This window comes from Aeromonas enterica, assembly GCF_054052465.1.
Genome location: NZ_JBSTYL010000005.1, coordinates 209,902 through 229,512, shown reverse-complemented (window position 1 = coordinate 229,512; position 19,611 = coordinate 209,902). Strand labels below are relative to the sequence as shown.

The window sequence follows — 19,611 nt, the reverse complement described above, 5'->3', positions numbered from 1 at the left end:
AGCCAAGGATCACCATGAGCAAACCCCAATACCTGCAGATCAAGGATGCCCTCGCCAACCAGATCCTGGCCGGCGGTCTGATGGCTAATGACAAGCTCCCCTCCGAGCGGCTGCTGGGGGAACTCTACGGCACCACCCGGGTCACCATCCGCGAGGCGCTGGTGCAGCTGGAGGCGAACGGCCTCATCTATCGGGAGGATCGCCGGGGTTGGTTCATCACTCCACCTCGCTTTCGCCTGAACCCCAGACGTACCTCCAACTTCCACCAGATAGTGCAGGAACAGGGCGGCGAACCGCGTACCGAGCTGCTGGAAAAGGGCCGTCAGGCGGTGCCGCCAGCCCTGATGGCGCGGCTGCAGCTCAAGCCGTTCGACAGCCTCTTTCTGCTCAAGCGGCTGCGTTATGCCAATGGGCGCGCCATCTGCTACTGCGAAAACCACTGCCTGCCTGCCCGGGTACCCGGCCTGCTGGCACTGGATCTCAATGGCAGCCTCACCGAGATCTACCAGCGCCATTACGATCTCCATTATGCCCGCATGCAGGTGAGCTTTTTCCCCACAGCCCTGCCCGACGAGGTGGCCAAAGCGCTGGGGGCCACCGCCGGTTTGCCCGCTCTGAGACTGGAGCGGCTCAACTTCGATCAACACGGCAGGGTGCTCGATTTCGATCTGGAGTACTGGCGCCATGACAGCGTGGAGATCGAGGTGGATACTCAGGATTGATGCCGGCAAAACGTCACGTGGCCGTCACCTGAACGTCATAAAAATCCCCTAGCCTCTTGTTCGACCAATCTGGCTTATACCAACTTTGATGGAGAAGAGGATGAAACAGGGAACCCCCTTGCTGACCACAGTCGTACTGGCCGCCATGACAGCCCCGGCACTGGCCGCAACCGATCTCACCGTCTATACCGCCTTCGAACCGGAGCAGCTCGGCGAGCTGAAAACAGCCTTCGAGCGCCAGTACCCGGATATCAATATCAAGTGGGTGCGCGACTCCACCGGCGTGGTTACCGCCAGGCTGATGGCCGAGAAGGCCCAGCCCAAGGCTGACGTGGTGTGGGGGTTGGCAGCCACCAGCCTGATGCAACTCGACCAGCAGCAGATGCTGACCGGCTACGCCCCCAAGGGACTGGAGAATCTTGACAGCCGTTTTCGCGACAGCAAGGCCGAGCCACACTGGATTGGTCTGGACGCCTTCTTCAGCGCCATCTGTTTCAACAAGGTCGAAGCCGAGAAACAGGGGATCCCGGTACCGCAAAGCTGGGCCGACCTCACCAAGCCCATCTACAAGGGCAAGGTCATCATGCCCAACCCCAGCTCGTCCGGTACCGGCTACCTGAGCGTCGCCGGCTGGCTGCAAACCATGGGCGAGCAGCAGGGCTGGCAATTCATGAACGGGCTGCACCAGAACATCGACCGCTACACTCACTCCGGCTCGGCACCTTGCAAGCTGGCCGCCAGCGGCGAGACAGTGATAGGTATCTCCTTTGACTTCCCGGCCACCAGCCTCAAAGCCAAGGGCGCTCCCATCGAGGTGGTGTTCCCGAGCGAAGGCTCTGGCTGGGATATGGAAGCCGCCGCCATCATCAAGGGCACCGCCAAACTGGACGCGGCCAAACAACTGCTCGACTTTGCCGCCACCAAACAGGCGAATGCCCTCTACAACAAATCCTTTGCGGTGGTCGCCATCCCGGATGTCGCCAAGCCAAGAGCTGGCTATCCGGCCGACATTAACGGTCAGATGATCAAAAATGACTTCGGCTGGGCGGCACGCGAGCGCAACGCCATCTTGACCCAATGGAACGCGAGCTTCGACGGCAAATCGGAAGCCAAACAGTAACTACGCGGATCCATTCCGGTTAATCACCACCGAAGGCCAGCGCTCGTTGGCCTTCGATCTTTTTCTTGCCAGCCTGGCTGGACCTCCAAGCGCATCCTGCCCGGCGTTCCTCGTCATTCCGCTGTCACCGCTCTGTCATCTGACAGTCATGGAACAGTCACACCTGACGGGCATTCTGGTATATACCAAATCAGTAGCGAGTCGAACCATGACCCAGCCCTATCTGGACATTCAACATCTCAACAAGCAGTTCGGTGCATTCCAGGCACTCAAGGGGATCTCTTTAACCATTGAGCAGGGGGAGTTTATCTGCTTTCTAGGTCCCTCTGGCTGTGGCAAGACCACCCTGCTGCGAGCCATCGCCGGCCTCGATCTGCCGGACAGCGGCCAGATCTGGCAAGGGGGGCGCAATATCTCCCTGTTGCCGCCACAGGAGCGCGACTTTGGCATCGTATTTCAATCCTATGCGCTCTTTCCCAACCTGACGGTGACCCAGAACATCGCATTCGGCCTCGAAAATCAGGGGCTGGCACGCGATGCCATCAAGGAGCAGGTTGATCGCTGGTTGATGTTGATCGGCCTCTCGGACCAGTCCCACAAATATCCAAGCCAGATCTCCGGCGGCCAGCAACAGCGGGTCGCCCTGGCAAGGGCGCTGGCCCTCTCCCCCGGCCTGCTGCTGCTCGATGAGCCGCTGAGCGCGCTGGATGCCCTGGTGCGTACTCATCTGCGCAGTGAGATACGCGCTCTGCAACAGCGCCTTGGCATCACCACCATCATGGTGACCCACGATCAGGAAGAAGCCCTGACCATGGCAGATCGCATCGTGGTGATGGAAAGTGGCCGCATCATCCAGGTCGGCACACCGCAGCAGATCTACCACCAGCCAGCAAGCCGCTTCGTCGCAAGCTTCGTTGGCACCATGAATTTCCTCGATACGCTGGTGCTCGGCCCTCATCAGGTACGTCTCAATGAACAACCCCTGTCGCTCACCAACCAGGCGAGCGCTGGCAGCAAGTTGCAGGTGGCCATCCGCCCCGAGGCCATTGCTATCACAGCCTCGGGTGGGCAAGGCCTGCAGGCCAAGATCGAACAAGTGGAGTTTCTTGGCGCCGCCCAGCGGCTGATCTGTACCGCCGAGACCTATCTCGGGCCACAGCAAGTATTGGTAGAGCGCTCCACCCATGACATGCCGCATCACGAAACCGGAGCCTGGCGCAGCGGCATGCACTGCTCCCTGCACTGGCCCGCCGACGCAATGCAGCTATTTGAGGAGGAGAGTGCATGACCCCTTATCCCGTAATCCAAGCCTTGACGGGGCAAGACGCTCTCCCCCGCTACTCCCTCTGGCAGCGACTGCGCACCGGCTGGAGCCGCGATCAGTTGCTCCTGCTCGTGCTGCTCCTGCTCGGCATAACCCTGCTGATTGGCGGCCTCTTGCTGCCGCTGCTCACCATGCTGCAAAAAAGCCTGCAGGATGAGAGCGGTCTCTGGGTAGGGCTGGCCAATTTCAAGGCCTATATCGACTCCCCTCATCTGGGCCGCACCCTCGGTAATACCCTTGTGCTCGGGGTACTGATCACCACACTGGTGGTGACCATCGCCTTTGGCTATGCCTATGCCCTCACCCGCACCTGCATGCCAGGCAAAAACCTGTTTCGCCTCATCGGCCTTGTACCCTTGCTGATGCCCTCCCTGCTGCCCGCCATCAGTCTGGTTTACTGGTTTGGCAATCAAGGCATCGCCAAGGGGTTGCTCGGCGGTGAGAGCATCTATGGTCCCATCGGCATCGTCATCGGCCTCGGCTTCTGGTGTTTTCCCCACGCCCTGATGATCCTTATCACGGCGCTCGGCCACAGCGATGCCCGCCTCTATGAAGCGGCTCGAGTACTTGGCAGCAGCGGCTGGCGTACCTTTCTCACGGTTACCCTGCCCACCGTGCGTTATGGCTTGCTCAGCGCCGCTATCGCCGTCTTTACGCTCACCATCTGCGATTTCGGGGTGGCCAAAGTGATCGGCGGCCAATACAGCGTGCTGGCCACCGACATCTATCGCCAGGTGATCGGGATGCAGAACTTCTCTCTGGGAGCCGTAGCCAGCGTCACCCTGCTGCTGCCGGCCCTGCTGAGCTTTGCGCTGGAGCACAGGGTACGCAGCAAGATGCAGGAGCAGAACAGCACCCGCGCCGTCCCCTATCAGCCCGCCCCCCATCGGATACGAGATCTGCTGGCACTCGGCTGGTGTACCCTCTGGGCCCTGCTGTTTCTGGCCCTGGTGGGAATGGCGGTCTACGGCTCTCTGGTGCAATTCTGGCCCTACAACCTTGACCTGACCCTCGATCACTACGCCTTTGACAACAACAGCGTCTATGGCTGGCAACCCTTCATCAATACCCTCCAACTCGGTTTTCTCACCGCCGTGACCGGCACAGCCCTGATCATGGTGCTGGCCTGGGCACAGGAGAAGGGGCGCCACTTCGCGTGGCTTCGCCAACTGATGCACCTGCTGGCCATGCTATCGCTGGCGGTACCGGGTATGGTGCTTGGGCTCGGCTACATCTTCTTCTTCAATGGCGCTGGCGGCCTGCTCGGCAGCCTCTATGGCACCCTGCCGCTGATGGTGCTCTCCTGCATCATCCACTATTACACCGTGGGCCATATGACGGCCTTGACCAGCCTTAAGCAGTTGCCCAAAGAGCTGGAACTGGTAGCCACCTCTCTTCGCATCCCGCTCTGGAAGGCCTTTTGGCGAGTGACCCTGCCAGCCTCCTTGCCTGCCCTGCTGGAGATCTTCATCTATCTGTTCGTCAACGCCATGACCACCACCTCGGCGGTGATCTTCCTCTATTCCAGCGACAGCGTGCTCGCCTCCATCGCCGTGCTCAACATGGAAGATTCCGGCGACACCGCTGCTGCCGCCGCCATGGCCACCCTGATCCTGCTGGCCGCCGCCACCGTCAAGCTGGTGCAGGTCTGGCTGAGCCGCACCCTGCTGGATCGCACCCAGCGCTGGCGCCAGCACTAACCTTATCGAGGAGTCATCATGCCCGCTTACCCCTTCTGGCTGGCCGAAGCCCTGGCCGCCGAACAGCCCGAGCCCCCCACGCCCCTTCACGGCCAGCACGAGGTTGATATCTGCATCGTTGGCGGTGGCTTTACCGGGCTGTGGAGCGCCATCCAGCTCAAACTGACCGAGCCACACCTTCGCATCCTGATACTGGAAAAAGATCTGTGTGGCAGTGGCGCCTCGGGGCGAAATGGCGGCTGCCTGCTCACCTGGTCAGCCAAGTATTTGACGTTAAAGCGACTGTTTGGCGAAGCGCAGGCCGCCAGGCTGGTGCGAACTTCCGAGCAGGCGGTGCACGAGATCGCCCGCTTCTGCGAAGCACACCGAATAGAAGCGGAGCTGAGAGTCGAGGGCACCTGCTACACCGCCACCAGCGAGACCCAGCGCGGTCTGATGACCCCGGTGCTGGATGAGCTGACCCGGGCCTGTCTTAACCAGTGGAACGCGATTGCAGACGAGGAGCTGGCCAGCCAATGTAGCTCCCACGTCCATCTGGAGGGGCTCTACAGCCCCCACGCAGGTTCGGTGCAACCGGCGCTCTTGGTACGTGGGCTGCTGCGGGTGGCACGCGAGCTGGGCATCGAGGTGTATGAAAGCTCCCCCATGCAGCGCCTCGAGGCAGGCCAGCCAGCCCGAGTTTATACCCCACAAGCCGAGATCCGTGCCCGCAAGGTGGTGCTGGCCCTCAACAGCGCCATGACGGCACACTTTCGCGAGTTTCGCCGCAGTATAGTGCTGGTCTCCTCCGACATGGTGATCACAGACCCGGCGCCACAGGCGCTGGCGGCTCAGCAGCTGGATCACGGTCGCAGCGTAGTGGATGGCCGCACCTTCGTGCACTACTACCGCTCTACCCCGCAAGGGCGGCTGATGCTGGGCAAGGGAGGCAACACCTTCGCCTTTGCCAACCGCCATCTGGCACAGTTCAATGAGCCGAGCCGCTATCTTGCCCACCTTACCCGCACCCTGCGCCGCTTCTTTCCGGCCCTCAAGGATGTACCCGTCGCCGCCAGCTGGTGCGGCGCCTCCGATCGCTCGGTGGATGGGCTTCCGTTCTTCGGCCACTGGCGCGAACAACCCAATATTGTCTATGGCCTCGGCTATTCCGGCAACGGGGTGGCGCAGAGCTGGATGGGCGGCCAGATCCTGGCGGCTTTGGTAAGAGATAAGGTGCGGGAAGAGGACAAGCCGTGGCGTGAATGCGCGCTGGTGAGCGGCCCACGGGGTTATTTTCCGCCCGAGCCGTTTCGCTGGCTGGGAGCCATGGCGGTGCGGGGTGCCATCCGGCGCAAGGAGCGAGCGGAGGATGAAGGGCGCCCTGTGCCCTGGTATGACAAACGGCTGGCCAGTCTGGCGAACGCGGCGGGCAAGGCCGACAAATAGAGGCCGCCCGGCACGCCAGTACGCAGAAGGGGCAGGAGAGTGTGACTCCCCTGCCCCTTCATTTTCCCGCGCCGCCATGTTCTGGCCACTGCGTGCCGGGCTTAAGTGGCCCGGATATACATCGCCAGTATTTAGCTGGCCTGAATTTAGCTCGCCCAGGTAATGATGTGATCGATCCAGTCGCCGGCGTGGGCTTCGTGGACCACCTTGCCGCGCACCGACTGACCGGCCTGATGCATGGCACTGCGGCTGCCGGTGATCAGCGGATGCCATTCGGGCAGGGTCTGCCCCTCGGCCAGCAACCGGTAGGCACAGGTCGAGGGCAGCCAGTCATACTCGGCAATCTTGTCGAAAGTGATCTGCAGGCAATCGGGCTCTTTTTGAAAGCGGTTGCCGTAATCGGAGCACTGGCAGGTCTTGGTGTTGAGCAGATCGCAGGCCACATTGGTGAACACCAGTTCGTCGGTATCCTCGTCAATGAGCTTGTTCAGGCAGCACTTGCCGCAGCCGTCGCACAGGGATTCCCACTCGGTCATGGTCATCTGTTGCAGGCTCTTTTCCTGCCAAAAAGGAGTTGGCTGCATTTTCTCGACTTGCTGCATGAAAGGGGCTCGCTAAATAGACCAGTAAGGCGCGTGGTTATACGCCTTATGGCCCGATTTTTCAAGGTTGGCGACTATCTACGGCAAACGTTGGGCTTTGCAACTTTCTGCGCCAACCTACCCCACGGTAGATAGCGGCAGAACCTGCAACACCCAAGATACTAGATTCTATTAAATGGCCAAGTCTGTATTTGCAATACCAAACGGAATATGTACAGACGGTAAGATAGATGATGACTGTAAATGCAATCTTTGATCATCGAAAAACATGTGTGGCCTTAATATATTTAATACTTTTGATTTTTCGACCCCGCCCATAAAGAATGCTTCATTTACAGAAATCCCCCAAGACCGCATTGTATTAATAACGCGCTTATGAGATGGTGCATTTCTCGCTGTCACGATTGATACCTTAAGCATCGGCAAGTAGCTTGAATCTTCTTTCCTCTTGTCAGATTCAAGTTTTTGTATGTCTGATATACGCTGCAGAAAATTTTTAAGAGGGCCAGGATTATGCGGCACATCAACCAGTTCGGATTCATGAGAGTGAAAATCAGCTAACTGCCCTGAACTTTTATAAATCCCCTCTGCTTCATCATCCGCAATAACTCCATCAAAGTCGAATGCCACTCTAAGTTCTAGGTCTTCAGTATCATCTTTGATATCACCACTCAAAATTTGACCCGCTGGATATCCGGCAAGCACTGCTTGTCGAACATCTTGATAATTAGCAGATAAAAACAATTCGATATCAAATGCAGGAATGTATATGTAAGGTGATCTACCTTGTAGGAATACAGCTCTAGTAATACCAAGCCCGTAATGCTCAATCGAGTTCATTACCCTAAGCCCCGTGTCTGAATCATTTCGGGAAAGCAATATGACTTCCACTAAAGGGTCTTGTGGGCATAGCGTATTTAGCTTAAGCAAGCGACGAACAAAAGGAAATGCAACACCTTTGCTCAATGGTTCATCTTGCTTTTCCCGTTGATATTCTCTGTAAGACTCCTCCCCTTTTGTCCGAAATATCTCATCAGATTCCTGAAGATCAAACAGCGCACTAGAAGACAGGCCAACGACTAATCTTTTCGTCAAATCATATGGCACGTTTCACCTTCCTATTTTTTGATAGATGGAATCCTGATTTAATACATCAATCTTGCATTGATGCTTGACTTGAATCAAGCCATAGATGATTGGTTTCCTCTAGGTGGTTATAAAAAATTCTTGTAATAAAAATGCCGCCCTATTGGGCGGCATCTTCATTAGAGATAACCGGCTGAAGAATTACCAGCCGGTCACTTCACGCAGGGCCTTGCCGATATCGGCCAGGGAGCGCACGGTTTTCACGCCGGCATCTTCCAGGGCGGCAAATTTCTCTGCTGCCGTGCCTTTACCACCGGCGATGATGGCGCCCGCATGACCCATGCGCTTGCCAGCCGGCGCGGTGACGCCCGCGATGTAGGAGACCACCGGCTTGGTGACGTGGGCCTTGATGTAGGCTGCGGCCTCTTCCTCGGCGCTGCCGCCGATCTCGCCGATCATCACGATGGCTTCGGTCTTGGGATCGTTCTGGAACATCTCCAGAATGTCGATGAAGTTGGAACCCGGGATCGGGTCACCACCGATGCCGACGCAGGTGGACTGGCCAAAGCCTTCGTCCGTGGTCTGCTTGACCGCTTCATAGGTCAGAGTGCCGGAGCGGGAAACGATGCCCACCTTGCCCGGCTTATGGATGTGGCCCGGCATGATGCCGATCTTGCACTCACCCGGGGTGATGACGCCCGGGCAGTTCGGACCAATCATGCGCACGCCAGTTTCCTGCAGCTTCACCTTGACCTGCAGCATGTCCAGAGTCGGGATGCCTTCGGTGATGGTAACGATGAGCTTGATGCCGGCATCGATGGCTTCCAGGATGGCGTCCTTGCAGAACGGGGCCGGCACATAGATGACGGAGGCAGTGGCGCCGGTCACTTCGACCGCGTCACGGACGGTATTGAACACCGGCAGGCCCAGGTGGGTGGTACCACCCTTGCCTGGCGACACGCCGCCGACCATCTGGGTACCGTAGGCAATCGCCTGTTCGGAGTGGAAGGTACCCTGACCGCCGGTAAAGCCCTGGCAGATCACCTTGGTGTCTTTGTTGATCAGAACGCTCATTATTTGGCCTCCGCTGCTTTAACCACTTGCTGAGCTGCGTCAGTCAGACTCGTTGCGGCGATGATATTGAGGCCACTGTCGGCCAGTTTACGGGCACCCAGTTCGGCATTGTTGCCTTCCAGACGCACTACTACGGGCACCTTGACCCCCACTTCCTTGACGGCGCCGATAATGCCTTCCGCGATCATGTCGCAACGCACTATACCGCCGAAGATGTTGACCAGTACAGCCTGCACCTTGCTGTCGGAGAGGATGATCTTGAAGGCCTCGGTCACGCGCTCCTTGGTGGCGCCGCCGCCGACGTCCAGGAAGTTGGCAGGTGAGCCGCCATGCAGGTTGACGATATCCATGGTGCCCATAGCCAGACCGGCACCGTTGACCATGCAGCCAATGTTGCCATCGAGCGCCACATAGTTCAGCTCCCACTGGGCGGCATGCGCTTCGCGGGGATCATCCTGGGACGGATCGTGCATCTCGCGCAGCTTGGGCTGACGATAGAGGGCGTTGGCGTCGATGTTGATCTTGCCGTCCAGGCAGTGCAGGTTGCCCTGGGCGGTGATCACCAGCGGGTTGATTTCCAGCAGGGCAAAGTCGCAATCCAGGAACATCTGGCCCAAGCCTAAGAAGATCTTGGTGAACTGCTTGATCTGATCGCCGACCAGACCCAGCTTGAAGGCCAGCTCGCGCGCCTGATAGGCCTGCGGGCCCACCAGCGGATCGATGGCGGCCTTGTGAATGAGTTCCGGGGTTTCGTGGGCGATCTTCTCGATATCCACGCCACCTTCGGTAGAGGCCATGAAGACCACGCGACGGCTGCCACGATCGACCACGGCGCCCAGATAGAGCTCCTTGGCGATGTCGGTGCAGGATTCCACCAGGATCTTGGTGACCGGCTGACCGTTGGCGTCAGTCTGATAGGTCACCAGGTTCTTGCCGAGCCAGTTCTGGGCAAAGGCGCGGATCTCGTCCTTGCTCTTGGCCAGCTTGACGCCGCCCGCTTTACCGCGGCCACCGGCGTGGACCTGGCACTTGACGACCCAGGTATTGCCGCCAATCTTGTCGGCCGCTTCAGCCGCTTCCTGCGGGGTAGCACAGGCATAACCTTCGGAGACCGGCAGGCCATATTCGGCAAACAGCTTTTTTGCCTGATATTCATGCAGATTCATAGATGCTCTATCCGTGTTGTAGGTATTTCCGTCCGGGGTTCGTGTTTCTCAATCCCCTGTGAATGGGGGCCTGGGCGGCCCCTCGTTATCTTTCTAATTCGCTCAGAATGCTGCTGATTGCCTAGACATCCAGCAACAGACGAGTCGGGTCTTCCAGCAGTTCCTTGATGGAGACCAGGAAGCCCACCGACTCGCGACCGTCGACAATGCGGTGATCATAAGAGAGGGCCAGGTACATCATCGGCAGGATCTCGACCTTGCCATCGACCGCCATGGGTCTGTCCTGGATCTTGTGCATCCCCAGGATGGCGCTTTGCGGCGGGTTGATGATGGGGGTGGACATCAGGGAGCCGAACACGCCACCGTTGGTGATGGTGAAGTTGCCGCCGGTCAGTTCATCCACGGTCAGCTTGCCGTCGCGGCCCTTGCCCGCCAGATCCTTGATGGCCTTCTCGATGTCGGCCAGGCTCATGTTGTCGCAATCGCGCAGCACAGGCGTCACCAGCCCGCGCGGGGTGGAGACGGCGATGCTGACGTCGAAGTAGTTGTGATAGACGATGTCGTCACCGTCCAGCGCCGCGTTCACTTCCGGGTAGCGCTTCAAGGACTCCACTACCGCCTTCACGTAGAAGGACATGAAGCCGAGCTTGATGCCGTGCTTCTTCTCGAAGATCTCGCCGTACTGCTTGCGCAGCTTCATGATGGGCGCCATGTTGATCTCGTTGAAGGTGGTCAGCATGGCGGTGGTGTTTTTGGCTTCCAGCAGACGCTCGGCGATGCGCTTGCGCAGACGGGTCATGGGCACACGCTTCTCGGTGCGACCGACCAGCGGCGCAACCGCAGCCACGGGGGCAGCAGCGACCGGTGCGGCGGCAGGCTTGTTGCCACCCTTGATGAAGGCTTCCACATCTTCCTTGCTGATGCGACCACCCTTGCCGGTGCCGGTCAGCTTGGTCACGTCGATGGCATGCTCGGCCACCAGACGGCGTACCGAGGGGCTCAGGCCATCGGCGCTGTCGTCGGCAACCGCTTCCACCGGCTTCTCCTTGGTCTCTTCACCGGCCACGGGAGCCGGCTTGAGCATGGCGATCAGCTGGCGGGACAACACGGTCGCCCCTTCCGCTTGCAGGATGTCGCCGAGGACGCCGGCTTCCGGCGCGGGGACTTCCAGCACGACTTTATCGGTTTCGATGTCAACCAGTACTTCGTCACGGGCAACCAGATCACCCGGTTTCTTGTGCCAGGTGGCGATGGTGGCATCCGCCACTGATTCCGGCAGGTCCGGTACCTTGATCTCGATAGTCATGTAATCAGTTCCTTGTTACTTCTTGTTCAGGGCTTAGGCCAGAGTAAGGGCGTCTTCCACCAGGGCTTTCTGCTGCTTGGTGTGGACCGACATATAACCGACGGCGGGTGAGGCAGAGGCCGGACGACCGGCATAACGCAGACGGGCACCGCTTGGCAGCACACCATCGTAGTGGTGACGGGTGCAGTACCAGGCGCCCTGGTTCTGCGGCTCTTCCTGACACCAGACGAAATCGGTGACGTGGTCGTAATCGGCGAGGATGGCGCGCACTTCCGCTTCCGGGAAGGGATAGAGCTGTTCGATCCGCACCAGCGCCACATCCTGCTGCTCGCCCTTGCGACGGGCATCAAGCAGGTCGTAGTAGACCTTGCCGGAGCAGAACACCACCCGCTTGACCCCTTTCGGATCCAGCGCATCTATCTCGCCGATGGCATTCTGGAAGGTGCCTTGCGCCAGATCCTCGAGCTTGCTCACCGCCATCGGGTGGCGCAGCAGGGATTTGGGCGACATCACGATAAGCGGGCGACGCATCGGGCGGATCACCTGGCGACGCAGCATGTGATAAACCTGAGCCGGGTTTGAGGGCACGCACACCTGCATGTTGTGCTCGGCACACATCTGCAGATAACGCTCCAGACGGGCGGAGGAGTGCTCCGGGCCCTGCCCCTCGTAACCGTGCGGCAGCAGCATGGTCAGACCGCACATGCGGCCCCACTTCTGCTCGCCGGAGGAGAGGAACTGGTCGATCACCACCTGGGCGCCGTTGGCGAAGTCGCCAAACTGGGCTTCCCAGATGGTGAGGCCGGCCGGCTCGGCGCTGGCATAACCGTATTCAAACGCCAGTACCGCCTCTTCGGAGAGGACGGAGTCGAAGACTTCGAACGGGCCTTGCTCGTCATGAATGTTGCACAGCGGGGTATAGGTGCTGGCATCGTTCTGGTTGTGCAGCACGGCGTGACGGTGGAAGAAGGTGCCACGGCCGGAGTCCTGCCCCGTGATGCGGATGCGGGAGCCCTTGTCCACCAGAGTGGCGTAGGCCAGGGTCTCGGCAAAGCCCCAGTCCACCAGCTTGTCACCGGCGGCCATGGTGCGTCTGTCTTCGTAAATCTTCTCGACCTGGCGTTGCAACACATGGGCAGCCGGATACTGACTGACCCGTTCACCCAGTGACTTGAGTTCATCAAGCGCCAGGCTGGCGTCATAGTGCATGGCCCAGTCGTGGCCCAGGTACGGGGTCCAGTCGACGGAGTGCAGCTCCATCGGACGCCACTCCTTGACCACCCGCTCCCCCTTGTCCAGAGCATCGCGATAGTCATTGACCTGGGTCGTGGCCAGTTCCTGGCTGATGCTGCCTTCCGCCACCAGTTGATCGGCGTAGATCTTGCGCGGGGTCGGATGCTGTTTGATCTTCTGGTACATCAAGGGCTGGGTCGCACTCGGCTCGTCCGCCTCGTTGTGACCGTGACGACGGTAGCAGACCAGCTCGATCACCACGTCGCGCTTGAAGGTGTTGCGGTAATCCAGTGCAATCTGGGTTACCAGCACCACGGCTTCCGGATCATCACCGTTGACGTGCAGCACGGGGGCCTGCACCGCCTTGGCGATGTCGGTGCAATATTCGGTGGAGCGCACGTCACGCATGTTGGAGGTGGTGAAGCCCACCTGGTTGTTGATGACGATGCGCACAGTCCCGCCTACGCCGTAGGCACGGGTCTGGGACATGTTGAAGGTCTCGGCGACTACGCCCTGCCCGGCAATGGCCGAGTCACCGTGAATGGTGATGGGCAGGACGCTGGAGCCATCCTTGTCACCACGTCTGTCCATACGGGCACGGACCGAGCCGATGACCACGGGGTTGACAATTTCGAGGTGGGACGGGTTGAAGGCCAGCGCCAGATGCACGTTGCCGCCCGGGGTGGCGAAGTCGGAGGAGAAGCCCATGTGGTACTTCACATCCCCTGTGCCCCAGGATTCACCGTGCTTGCCGGCGAACTCGTCGAACAGCTCCTGGGCACGCTTGCCGAGCACGTTGATCAGCACGTTCAGGCGACCACGGTGGGCCATGCCGATGACGGCCTCTTTGCAGCCCTGCTCACCGGCGCGGCGAATAAGCTCTTTCAGCATGGGCACCATGGCATCGCCCCCTTCCAGGGAGAAACGCTTGGCACCGGGGAACTTGGCTCCCAGGTACTTTTCCAGTCCTTCGGCGGCGGTCAGGCTCTCGAGGAAACGGGTCTTCTCCTCAATGCTGTAGCTGCCCTTGGCCTCGATGGATTCGAGTCTGTCCTGCAGCCAGCGCTTCTCCTCGGTGGAGGTGAGGTGCATGTAATCAGCACCTATGCTGCTGCAGTAGGTTTTCTTCAGCGAGGCGTAGAGATCGGAGAGCACCATGGTCTCGCGACCAATGGCGTAGGAGCCCACATTGAAGGTGGCCTCCATGTCGGCACCCTGCAGGTTGTGGAAGGCAGGATCCAGTTCGGCAACGGTTTCACGGGTCCAGAGTCCAAGGGGATCCAGATTGGCATTCTGGTGACCACGGAAGCGGAAGGCGTTGATCAGTTGCAGCACGCGCACCTGTTTCGCATCCACTTGCGGATCGGACACGGGGGCGCTGTAACGGGAGGGATCCTTGGCCAGACGACGGAAATAATCGCGGACTCGGGAGTGAGGTTGTTCAACCGCATGACCATTGACCTGGGGCAGCTGTTCAAACAGGCTGCGCCACTCGTCGGCTACGGATTCGGGGTCTTCCAGGAAGGATTCGTACAAATCCTCAATATAGCTTGCATTCGCACCAGCCAGGTGAGATGACTCCAACCAGGCCTTCATCACGCCGTTATGCATTTCTATCCCTTGTACATCTTGTTCACTGCAGCGCAGCTTGTAGGGTTTAAATAGCCATCCAGCCACAGGGTCGGATGGCTATCCAGAGGTCGGGCCTGGCGCGTGACGCCCTGGCCCTGATACTAAACAGCCCGATTGAGCAGCATCGACTTGATCTGACCGATGGCCTTGGTCGGGTTCAAGCCCTTGGGACAGACGTTCACGCAGTTCATGATGCCGTGGCAACGGAACACGCTGAAGGCGTCATCCAGGTTACCCAGTCGTTCGCTGGCGGCGGTGTCGCGGCTGTCGGCCAGCCAGCGATAGGCGGCTAGCAGCCCGGCCGGGCCGATGAACTTGTCCGGGTTCCACCAGAAGGAGGGACAAGAGGTGGAGCAGCAGGCACAGAGAATACACTCGTACAGGCCATCCAGCTTGGCGCGCTCTTCGGGGGATTGCAGGTGCTCACGCACGGGCGGCAATTTCTCATCGTTGATGAGGAAGGGCTTGACCTTCTCCCACTGGGTGTAGAACTGGGTCATGTCGATCACCAGATCGCGGATCACCGGCAGGCCAGGCAAGGGGCGGATAACGACGTTATTGCCCTTCTTCAGCAGATCGGAGAGCGGGGTGATGCAGGCAAGACCGTTCTTGCCATTCATGTTGAGACCGTCTGATCCACAGACTCCTTCGCGGCATGAGCGGCGGAAGGCGAGCGTGGGATCCAGCTCTTTCAACTGGATCAGTGCATCGAGCACCATCATGTCGGAACCTTCAGGAATATCAAGACGATATTCCTTCATATAGGGGACGTTATCAACATCCGGATTGTATCTGTAGACAGAGAATGTGACGTTCATGTTGTTTGGCTCCGCAATCGTTAAGTCCGCACCTTGGAGAATAGAGATGGGAATGCCTCCCACCTCTTCACAGACCGGCAAATGCTGCGATAAGCCGACTGTCTGCTCTTCATGGTGCTTGTCTCCACCATCGGTCAGTAAGTCCGGACCTTGGGTGGGAATGCCTCACGGGTTTTCGGAGACATGTTGACAGCGCGACGGGTCATGGACTCTGTGTCCGGGTGATAGAGGCTATGGCACAGCCAGCCCTCATCGTCGCGATCCGGGAAATCGAAGCGGCTGTGGGCACCCCGACTCTCGGTACGGAAGTTGGCCGCCACCGCAGTGGCAAACGCTGTCTCCATCAGGTTGTCCAGCTCCAGGCACTCGATGCGCTGGGTGTTGAACTCCTTGGAGGTGTCGTCCAGACGGGCATTCTTCAGCCGCTCGCGGATGCGTTTCAGCTCGGCCAGCCCTTCGGCCATGGCGTCACCTTCACGGAACACGGAGAAGTTGTTCTGCATGCAGGTCTGCAGATCCTTGCGGATCTGAACCGGGTCTTCCCCGTCGCGGTTGTTTTCCCAGCGATTGAAACGGGCCAGCGCGGCGGCCAGATCAGACTCGGACGCTTCGCGACCATGTTCCATCTCGCCCAGGGTGTTGACCAGATGCATGCCCGCTGCGCGGCCAAACACGATCAGATCCAGCAGGGAGTTGCCGCCCAGACGGTTGGCACCGTGCACGGAAACACAGGCGATCTCGCCCACCGCAAACAGACCGACCACCGGCACGTCGTTGCCATCTTTATCTTGGGTCAGGCACTGACCGTTCACGTTGGTCGGCACGCCGCCCATCATGTAGTGGCAGGTCGGGATGATAGGGATGGGTTCCTTGACCGGATCCACGTGGGCGAAGGTGCGAGAGAGCTCGCAGATGCCCGGCAGGCGGGATTCCAGCACCTCTTTGCCGAGGTGATCCAGTTTGAGCTTGATGTGCGGACCCCAGGGGCCGTCACAGCCGCGGCCTTCACGGATCTCGATCATGATGGAACGGGCCACCACATCGCGACCGGCCAGGTCCTTGGCGTTCGGCGCGTAACGCTCCATGAAGCGCTCGCCGTCCTTGTTGAGCAGATAGCCGCCTTCACCACGACAACCTTCGGTCACCAGCACCCCTGCCCCGGCGATGCCGGTCGGGTGGAATTGCCAGAACTCCATGTCCTGCACGCCGACGCCGGCGCGCAGCGCCATGCCGACGCCGTCACCCGTGTTGATGTGGGCGTTGGTGGTGGACTGATAGATGCGACCGGCACCGCCGGTGGCCAGCACGGTTGCCTTGGCCTTGAAATAGACGACTTCGCCGCTCTCCATGTCGATGGCGGTACAGCCAACGATGTGACCGTCCTGGTTTTTCACCAGATCCAGCGCATACCACTCGGAGAAGACAGTGGTCTTGTTCTTGACGTTCTGCTGATAGAGGGTGTGCAGCAAGGCGTGACCGGTACGGTCGGCCGCAGCCGCAGTACGGGCCGCCTGCTCGCCACCAAAATTCTTGGACTGGCCGCCAAACGGACGCTGATAGACGGAGCCGTTGTCGAAGCGGGAGAAGGGCAAGCCCATGTTCTCCAATTCATAGACGGCCTCGGGGCCAGTCTTGCACATGTATTCAATCGCCTCCTGGTCACCGATATAATCGGAGCCTTTGACGGTGTCATACATGTGCCATTGCCAGTTGTCGTCGTGGGCATTGCCCAGCGCAACCGTGATCCCGCCCTGGGCAGAAACCGTGTGAGAACGGGTCGGGAAAACCTTGGACAACAGAGCGCAGCTCTTGCCGGACTGGGCAATCGAGAGCGCGGCGCGCATGCCGGCACCACCGGCACCGATCACGACCGCATCAAATTCACGAGTTGGAATAGTCACCTTACACCCCCCACAGTACAACGAAGCCGGTCATCAGATAGACAAACAGCACCACTACCAGGGCAAATTGCAGCGCACCGCGCAGCCCCACCGGCTTGATATAGTCAGTCAGTACCTGCCACAGACCGATCCAGGCGTGGATTAATACGCACAGCAGGGTCAACAGGGTGAATACCTTGGTGAAGGTTTTGGCGAAGAAGCCGGTCCACACCTCGTAGCTGATGTCATTGAACGCAACAAAGCCAACCAGATAGAGGACATAACAGGTCATGATGAGGGCGGTGGCGCGGATCAGGATGTAATCATGAACACCGCTGCGCCCGAAGGTTGCAGAATTGGTTACCATACCAGTACCCCCGCCAATACCGCCAAAACCGCGGTGATCACGAAGGCCACACGGGCACTCTGATTACCGGATTCCAGCTCTTCCCAATAGCCCATGTCCATGACCAGATGACGCAGACCGCCCACAATGTGGTAAGCCAGCGCAGTCAGGATCCCCCACAACACGAATTTGACCAGGAAGTTGTCCATGATGGACACCACGGTTTCAAATCCTTCGGGAGAGGCGAGTGAAGTACCAAGCATCCACAGCAAGATAGAGAGCGCCACAAAGGTGATCACCCCTGAGACACGATGCAAGATGGAAGCGATGGCGGTGACAGGAAAGCTGATCGTCTGTAGGTCGAGGTTTACAGGTCTCTGTTTATTTTTCACGGCTTTGCCCACTCAGCTCCATTGAGCACGTTAGTTATTGTTTTTACACGCTTATGAGGGCATGGAGTGGCGTTTGTTGGTTTTTTGTTACCAAAACGACTCAGAAAAGCCAAAAACAACATTTTCAATATCGCATCCGACTTTGCGCAAGCGTTTCAAACACCGACAGCCATCACCCACGAGGCGCAGTATATCGGCGGGCTTAACCAATGACAATCAATTAGCTACAAAGAAAACCCAAAACCGTAAACCAGATCTCACAACTCATTTAACAACTCGTTAATGATCATCCAGCAAAATTGACAACGCCCCTGAACTCTGTTTCAAATAAGGCGCTCCAGCCGCCCTGGTACGGGTCAGAACCTTTGCCAGCGTCATCAAACTCGTAATAAAGTAGAGCTGGAATCAAATTATAAAAGAGCAAAGGAGACGTGCTATGGCTGATAAGATAGCCACCCTACATCTGCCCGGTAAAGACCCGGTAGAACTACCGATCCTGTCGGGGACTGTCGGACCCGACGTGATTGACGTCAGAAAATTGGGCGCGCAAGGGTACTTCACCTTTGACCCCGGTTTTATGGCCACCGGTGCTTGTAAATCATCCATTACCTATATCGATGGCGATCAGGGTGTCTTGCTGCACCGTGGTTACCCCATCGCCCAGTTGGCCACCCAGGCCAGCTACCTTGAAGTCTGTTACATACTGCTGTACGGCGAAGCGCCTACCAAGGCGCAGTACACCGAGTTCGACCGTCTGGTCACCCGCCATACCATGGTGCATGAGCAGATCGCCTTCTTCTTCCGCGGCTTCCGTCGTGACTCCCACCCCATGGCAATCATGTGTGGCGTGGTCAGTGCGTTGTCCGCCTTCTATCACGATGCGCTCGACATCAACAACGAAGAGCATCGCGAAATCTGTGCCTTCCGGCTGCTCTCCAAGATGCCGACCCTGGCCGCCATGTGCTACAAGTACTCCATCGGTCAGCCGTTCATGCAGCCGCGTAACGCCCTCTCCTATGCCGGCAACTTCCTGCACATGATGTTTGGCGTGCCGACCGAAGAGTACAAGGTCAACCCCATCGTCGAACGCGCCATGGACCGCATCTTCACCCTGCATGCGGATCACGAACAGAACGCCTCTACCTCCACCGTGCGTCTGGCCGGCTCCTCCGGTGCCAACCCGTTTGCCTGCATCGCCGCCGGGATCGCCTCCCTGTGGGGCCCGGCTCATGGTGGCGCCAACGAAGCCTGCCTCAAGATGCTCGAAGAGATAGGCTCTGTGGAGCGCATCCCCGAGTTCATCGCCAAGGCCAAGGACAAGAACGATCCGTTCCGTCTGATGGGCTTCGGTCACCGGGTCTACAAGAACCACGATCCCCGTGCCACCGTGATGCGCGAAACCTGTCACGAGGTACTGACCGAGCTGCAGATCAAGGATCCGCTGCTGGACGTGGCCATGGAGCTGGAGCGCATCGCGCTCTCCGACCCCTACTTCATCGAGAAGAAGCTCTACCCGAACGTGGACTTCTACTCCGGCATCATCATGAAGGCCATCGGCATCCCCATGTCCATGTTCACCGTGATCTTCGCCATCTCCCGTACCATCGGCTGGATTGCCCACTGGAACGAAATGCACTCGGATCCGGATCAGAAGATTGGCCGTCCGCGCCAGCTCTACACCGGTATGCCGCAGCGTGAGTTCACCCCGCTCGAGCAGCGTTGATGCGCTGAATCGACATGGTTTGTTACCAAGGCGGTCATTGACCGCCTTTTTAATTGCCGCTC

At 58.8% G+C, this 19,611-nt stretch carries 16 protein-coding genes; 6 read left to right on the top strand and 10 right to left on the bottom strand.

Annotated features, from left to right (window positions below):
• Positions 1-14: 14 nt before the first annotated feature.
• The 5 genes from phnR (at position 15) to ACW5XD_RS08405 (ending at position 6,291) form a co-directional block, all read left to right on the top strand.
• Positions 15-722 carry a phosphonate utilization transcriptional regulator PhnR gene (gene phnR, locus ACW5XD_RS08425; RefSeq protein ID WP_456494490.1) on the top strand — a complete coding sequence of 236 codons (708 nt, stop codon included), beginning with the start codon at positions 15-17 and terminating at the stop codon, positions 720-722.
• 100 nt (positions 723-822) lie between these two features.
• A complete protein-coding gene (locus tag ACW5XD_RS08420) occupies positions 823-1,842 on the top strand; it encodes a putative 2-aminoethylphosphonate ABC transporter substrate-binding protein (RefSeq protein WP_456494489.1) in 1,020 nt (339 codons plus the stop codon).
• A gap of 208 nt (positions 1,843-2,050) precedes the next feature.
• Positions 2,051-3,130, top strand: a complete 1,080-nt coding sequence (locus ACW5XD_RS08415; protein WP_456494488.1) for a putative 2-aminoethylphosphonate ABC transporter ATP-binding protein — start codon at positions 2,051-2,053, stop codon at positions 3,128-3,130.
• Positions 3,127-4,866, top strand: a complete 1,740-nt coding sequence (locus tag ACW5XD_RS08410; RefSeq protein ID WP_456494487.1) for a putative 2-aminoethylphosphonate ABC transporter permease subunit — start codon at positions 3,127-3,129, stop codon at positions 4,864-4,866. The genes ACW5XD_RS08415 and ACW5XD_RS08410 overlap by 4 nt, the downstream gene beginning before the upstream one ends.
• Positions 4,867-4,884: 18 nt before the next feature.
• Positions 4,885-6,291: an FAD-dependent oxidoreductase gene (locus tag ACW5XD_RS08405; RefSeq protein ID WP_456494486.1), complete on the top strand. Its 1,407-nt coding sequence runs from the start codon at positions 4,885-4,887 to the stop codon at positions 6,289-6,291.
• 146 nt (positions 6,292-6,437) lie between these two features.
• Here ACW5XD_RS08405 and ACW5XD_RS08400 read toward each other — a convergent pair whose 3' ends face one another.
• The 10 genes from ACW5XD_RS08400 to sdhC all read right to left on the bottom strand — a co-directional run bounded on the left by ACW5XD_RS08400 (position 6,438) and on the right by sdhC (position 17,838).
• Complete coding sequence (locus ACW5XD_RS08400) at positions 6,438-6,875, bottom strand: YcgN family cysteine cluster protein (RefSeq protein ID WP_456494529.1); 438 nt, start codon at positions 6,873-6,875, stop codon at positions 6,438-6,440.
• A 189-nt stretch (positions 6,876-7,064) separates the two neighbouring features.
• The gene (locus ACW5XD_RS08395; RefSeq protein WP_456494485.1) at positions 7,065-8,000 is read right to left on the bottom strand and encodes a 5'-nucleotidase; all 936 of its coding nucleotides are present in this window, start codon (positions 7,998-8,000) and stop codon (positions 7,065-7,067) included.
• Positions 8,001-8,180: 180 nt separating this feature from the next.
• Positions 8,181-9,053, bottom strand: a complete 873-nt coding sequence (gene sucD, locus ACW5XD_RS08390; protein ID WP_288029863.1) for a succinate--CoA ligase subunit alpha — start codon at positions 9,051-9,053, stop codon at positions 8,181-8,183.
• On the bottom strand, positions 9,053-10,219 hold the full coding sequence (gene sucC, locus ACW5XD_RS08385) for an ADP-forming succinate--CoA ligase subunit beta (RefSeq protein ID WP_456494484.1): 1,167 nt from the start codon (positions 10,217-10,219) through the stop codon (positions 9,053-9,055). Before sucC ends, sucD begins: the two co-directional genes overlap by 1 nt.
• A gap of 121 nt (positions 10,220-10,340) precedes the next feature.
• Entirely contained in the window at positions 10,341-11,525 is a 1,185-nt protein-coding gene (gene odhB, locus ACW5XD_RS08380; protein WP_456494483.1) for a 2-oxoglutarate dehydrogenase complex dihydrolipoyllysine-residue succinyltransferase, read from the bottom strand.
• A 33-nt stretch (positions 11,526-11,558) separates the two neighbouring features.
• Positions 11,559-14,369, bottom strand: coding sequence for a 2-oxoglutarate dehydrogenase E1 component (gene sucA / locus ACW5XD_RS08375; protein ID WP_456494482.1), 2,811 nt, complete (start codon positions 14,367-14,369; stop codon positions 11,559-11,561).
• Between the two features lie 122 nt (positions 14,370-14,491).
• A complete protein-coding gene (locus ACW5XD_RS08370) occupies positions 14,492-15,208 on the bottom strand; it encodes a succinate dehydrogenase iron-sulfur subunit (RefSeq protein WP_043136189.1) in 717 nt (238 codons plus the stop codon).
• 134 nt (positions 15,209-15,342) lie between these two features.
• On the bottom strand, positions 15,343-17,109 hold the full coding sequence (sdhA, locus tag ACW5XD_RS08365) for a succinate dehydrogenase flavoprotein subunit (RefSeq protein WP_042035497.1): 1,767 nt from the start codon (positions 17,107-17,109) through the stop codon (positions 15,343-15,345).
• 1 nt (position 17,110) lies between these two features.
• The gene (sdhD, locus tag ACW5XD_RS08360; protein WP_456494481.1) at positions 17,111-17,455 is read right to left on the bottom strand and encodes a succinate dehydrogenase, hydrophobic membrane anchor protein; all 345 of its coding nucleotides are present in this window, start codon (positions 17,453-17,455) and stop codon (positions 17,111-17,113) included.
• Positions 17,449-17,838, bottom strand: a complete 390-nt coding sequence (sdhC, locus tag ACW5XD_RS08355) for a succinate dehydrogenase cytochrome b556 subunit (RefSeq protein WP_011705795.1) — start codon at positions 17,836-17,838, stop codon at positions 17,449-17,451. Before sdhC ends, sdhD begins: the two co-directional genes overlap by 7 nt.
• A 424-nt stretch (positions 17,839-18,262) precedes the next feature.
• Here sdhC and ACW5XD_RS08350 point away from each other — a divergent pair, with 424 nt between their 5' ends.
• Positions 18,263-19,549 carry a citrate synthase gene (locus tag ACW5XD_RS08350; RefSeq protein ID WP_456494480.1) on the top strand — a complete coding sequence of 429 codons (1,287 nt, stop codon included), beginning with the start codon at positions 18,263-18,265 and terminating at the stop codon, positions 19,547-19,549.
• Positions 19,550-19,611 lie beyond the last annotated feature (62 nt).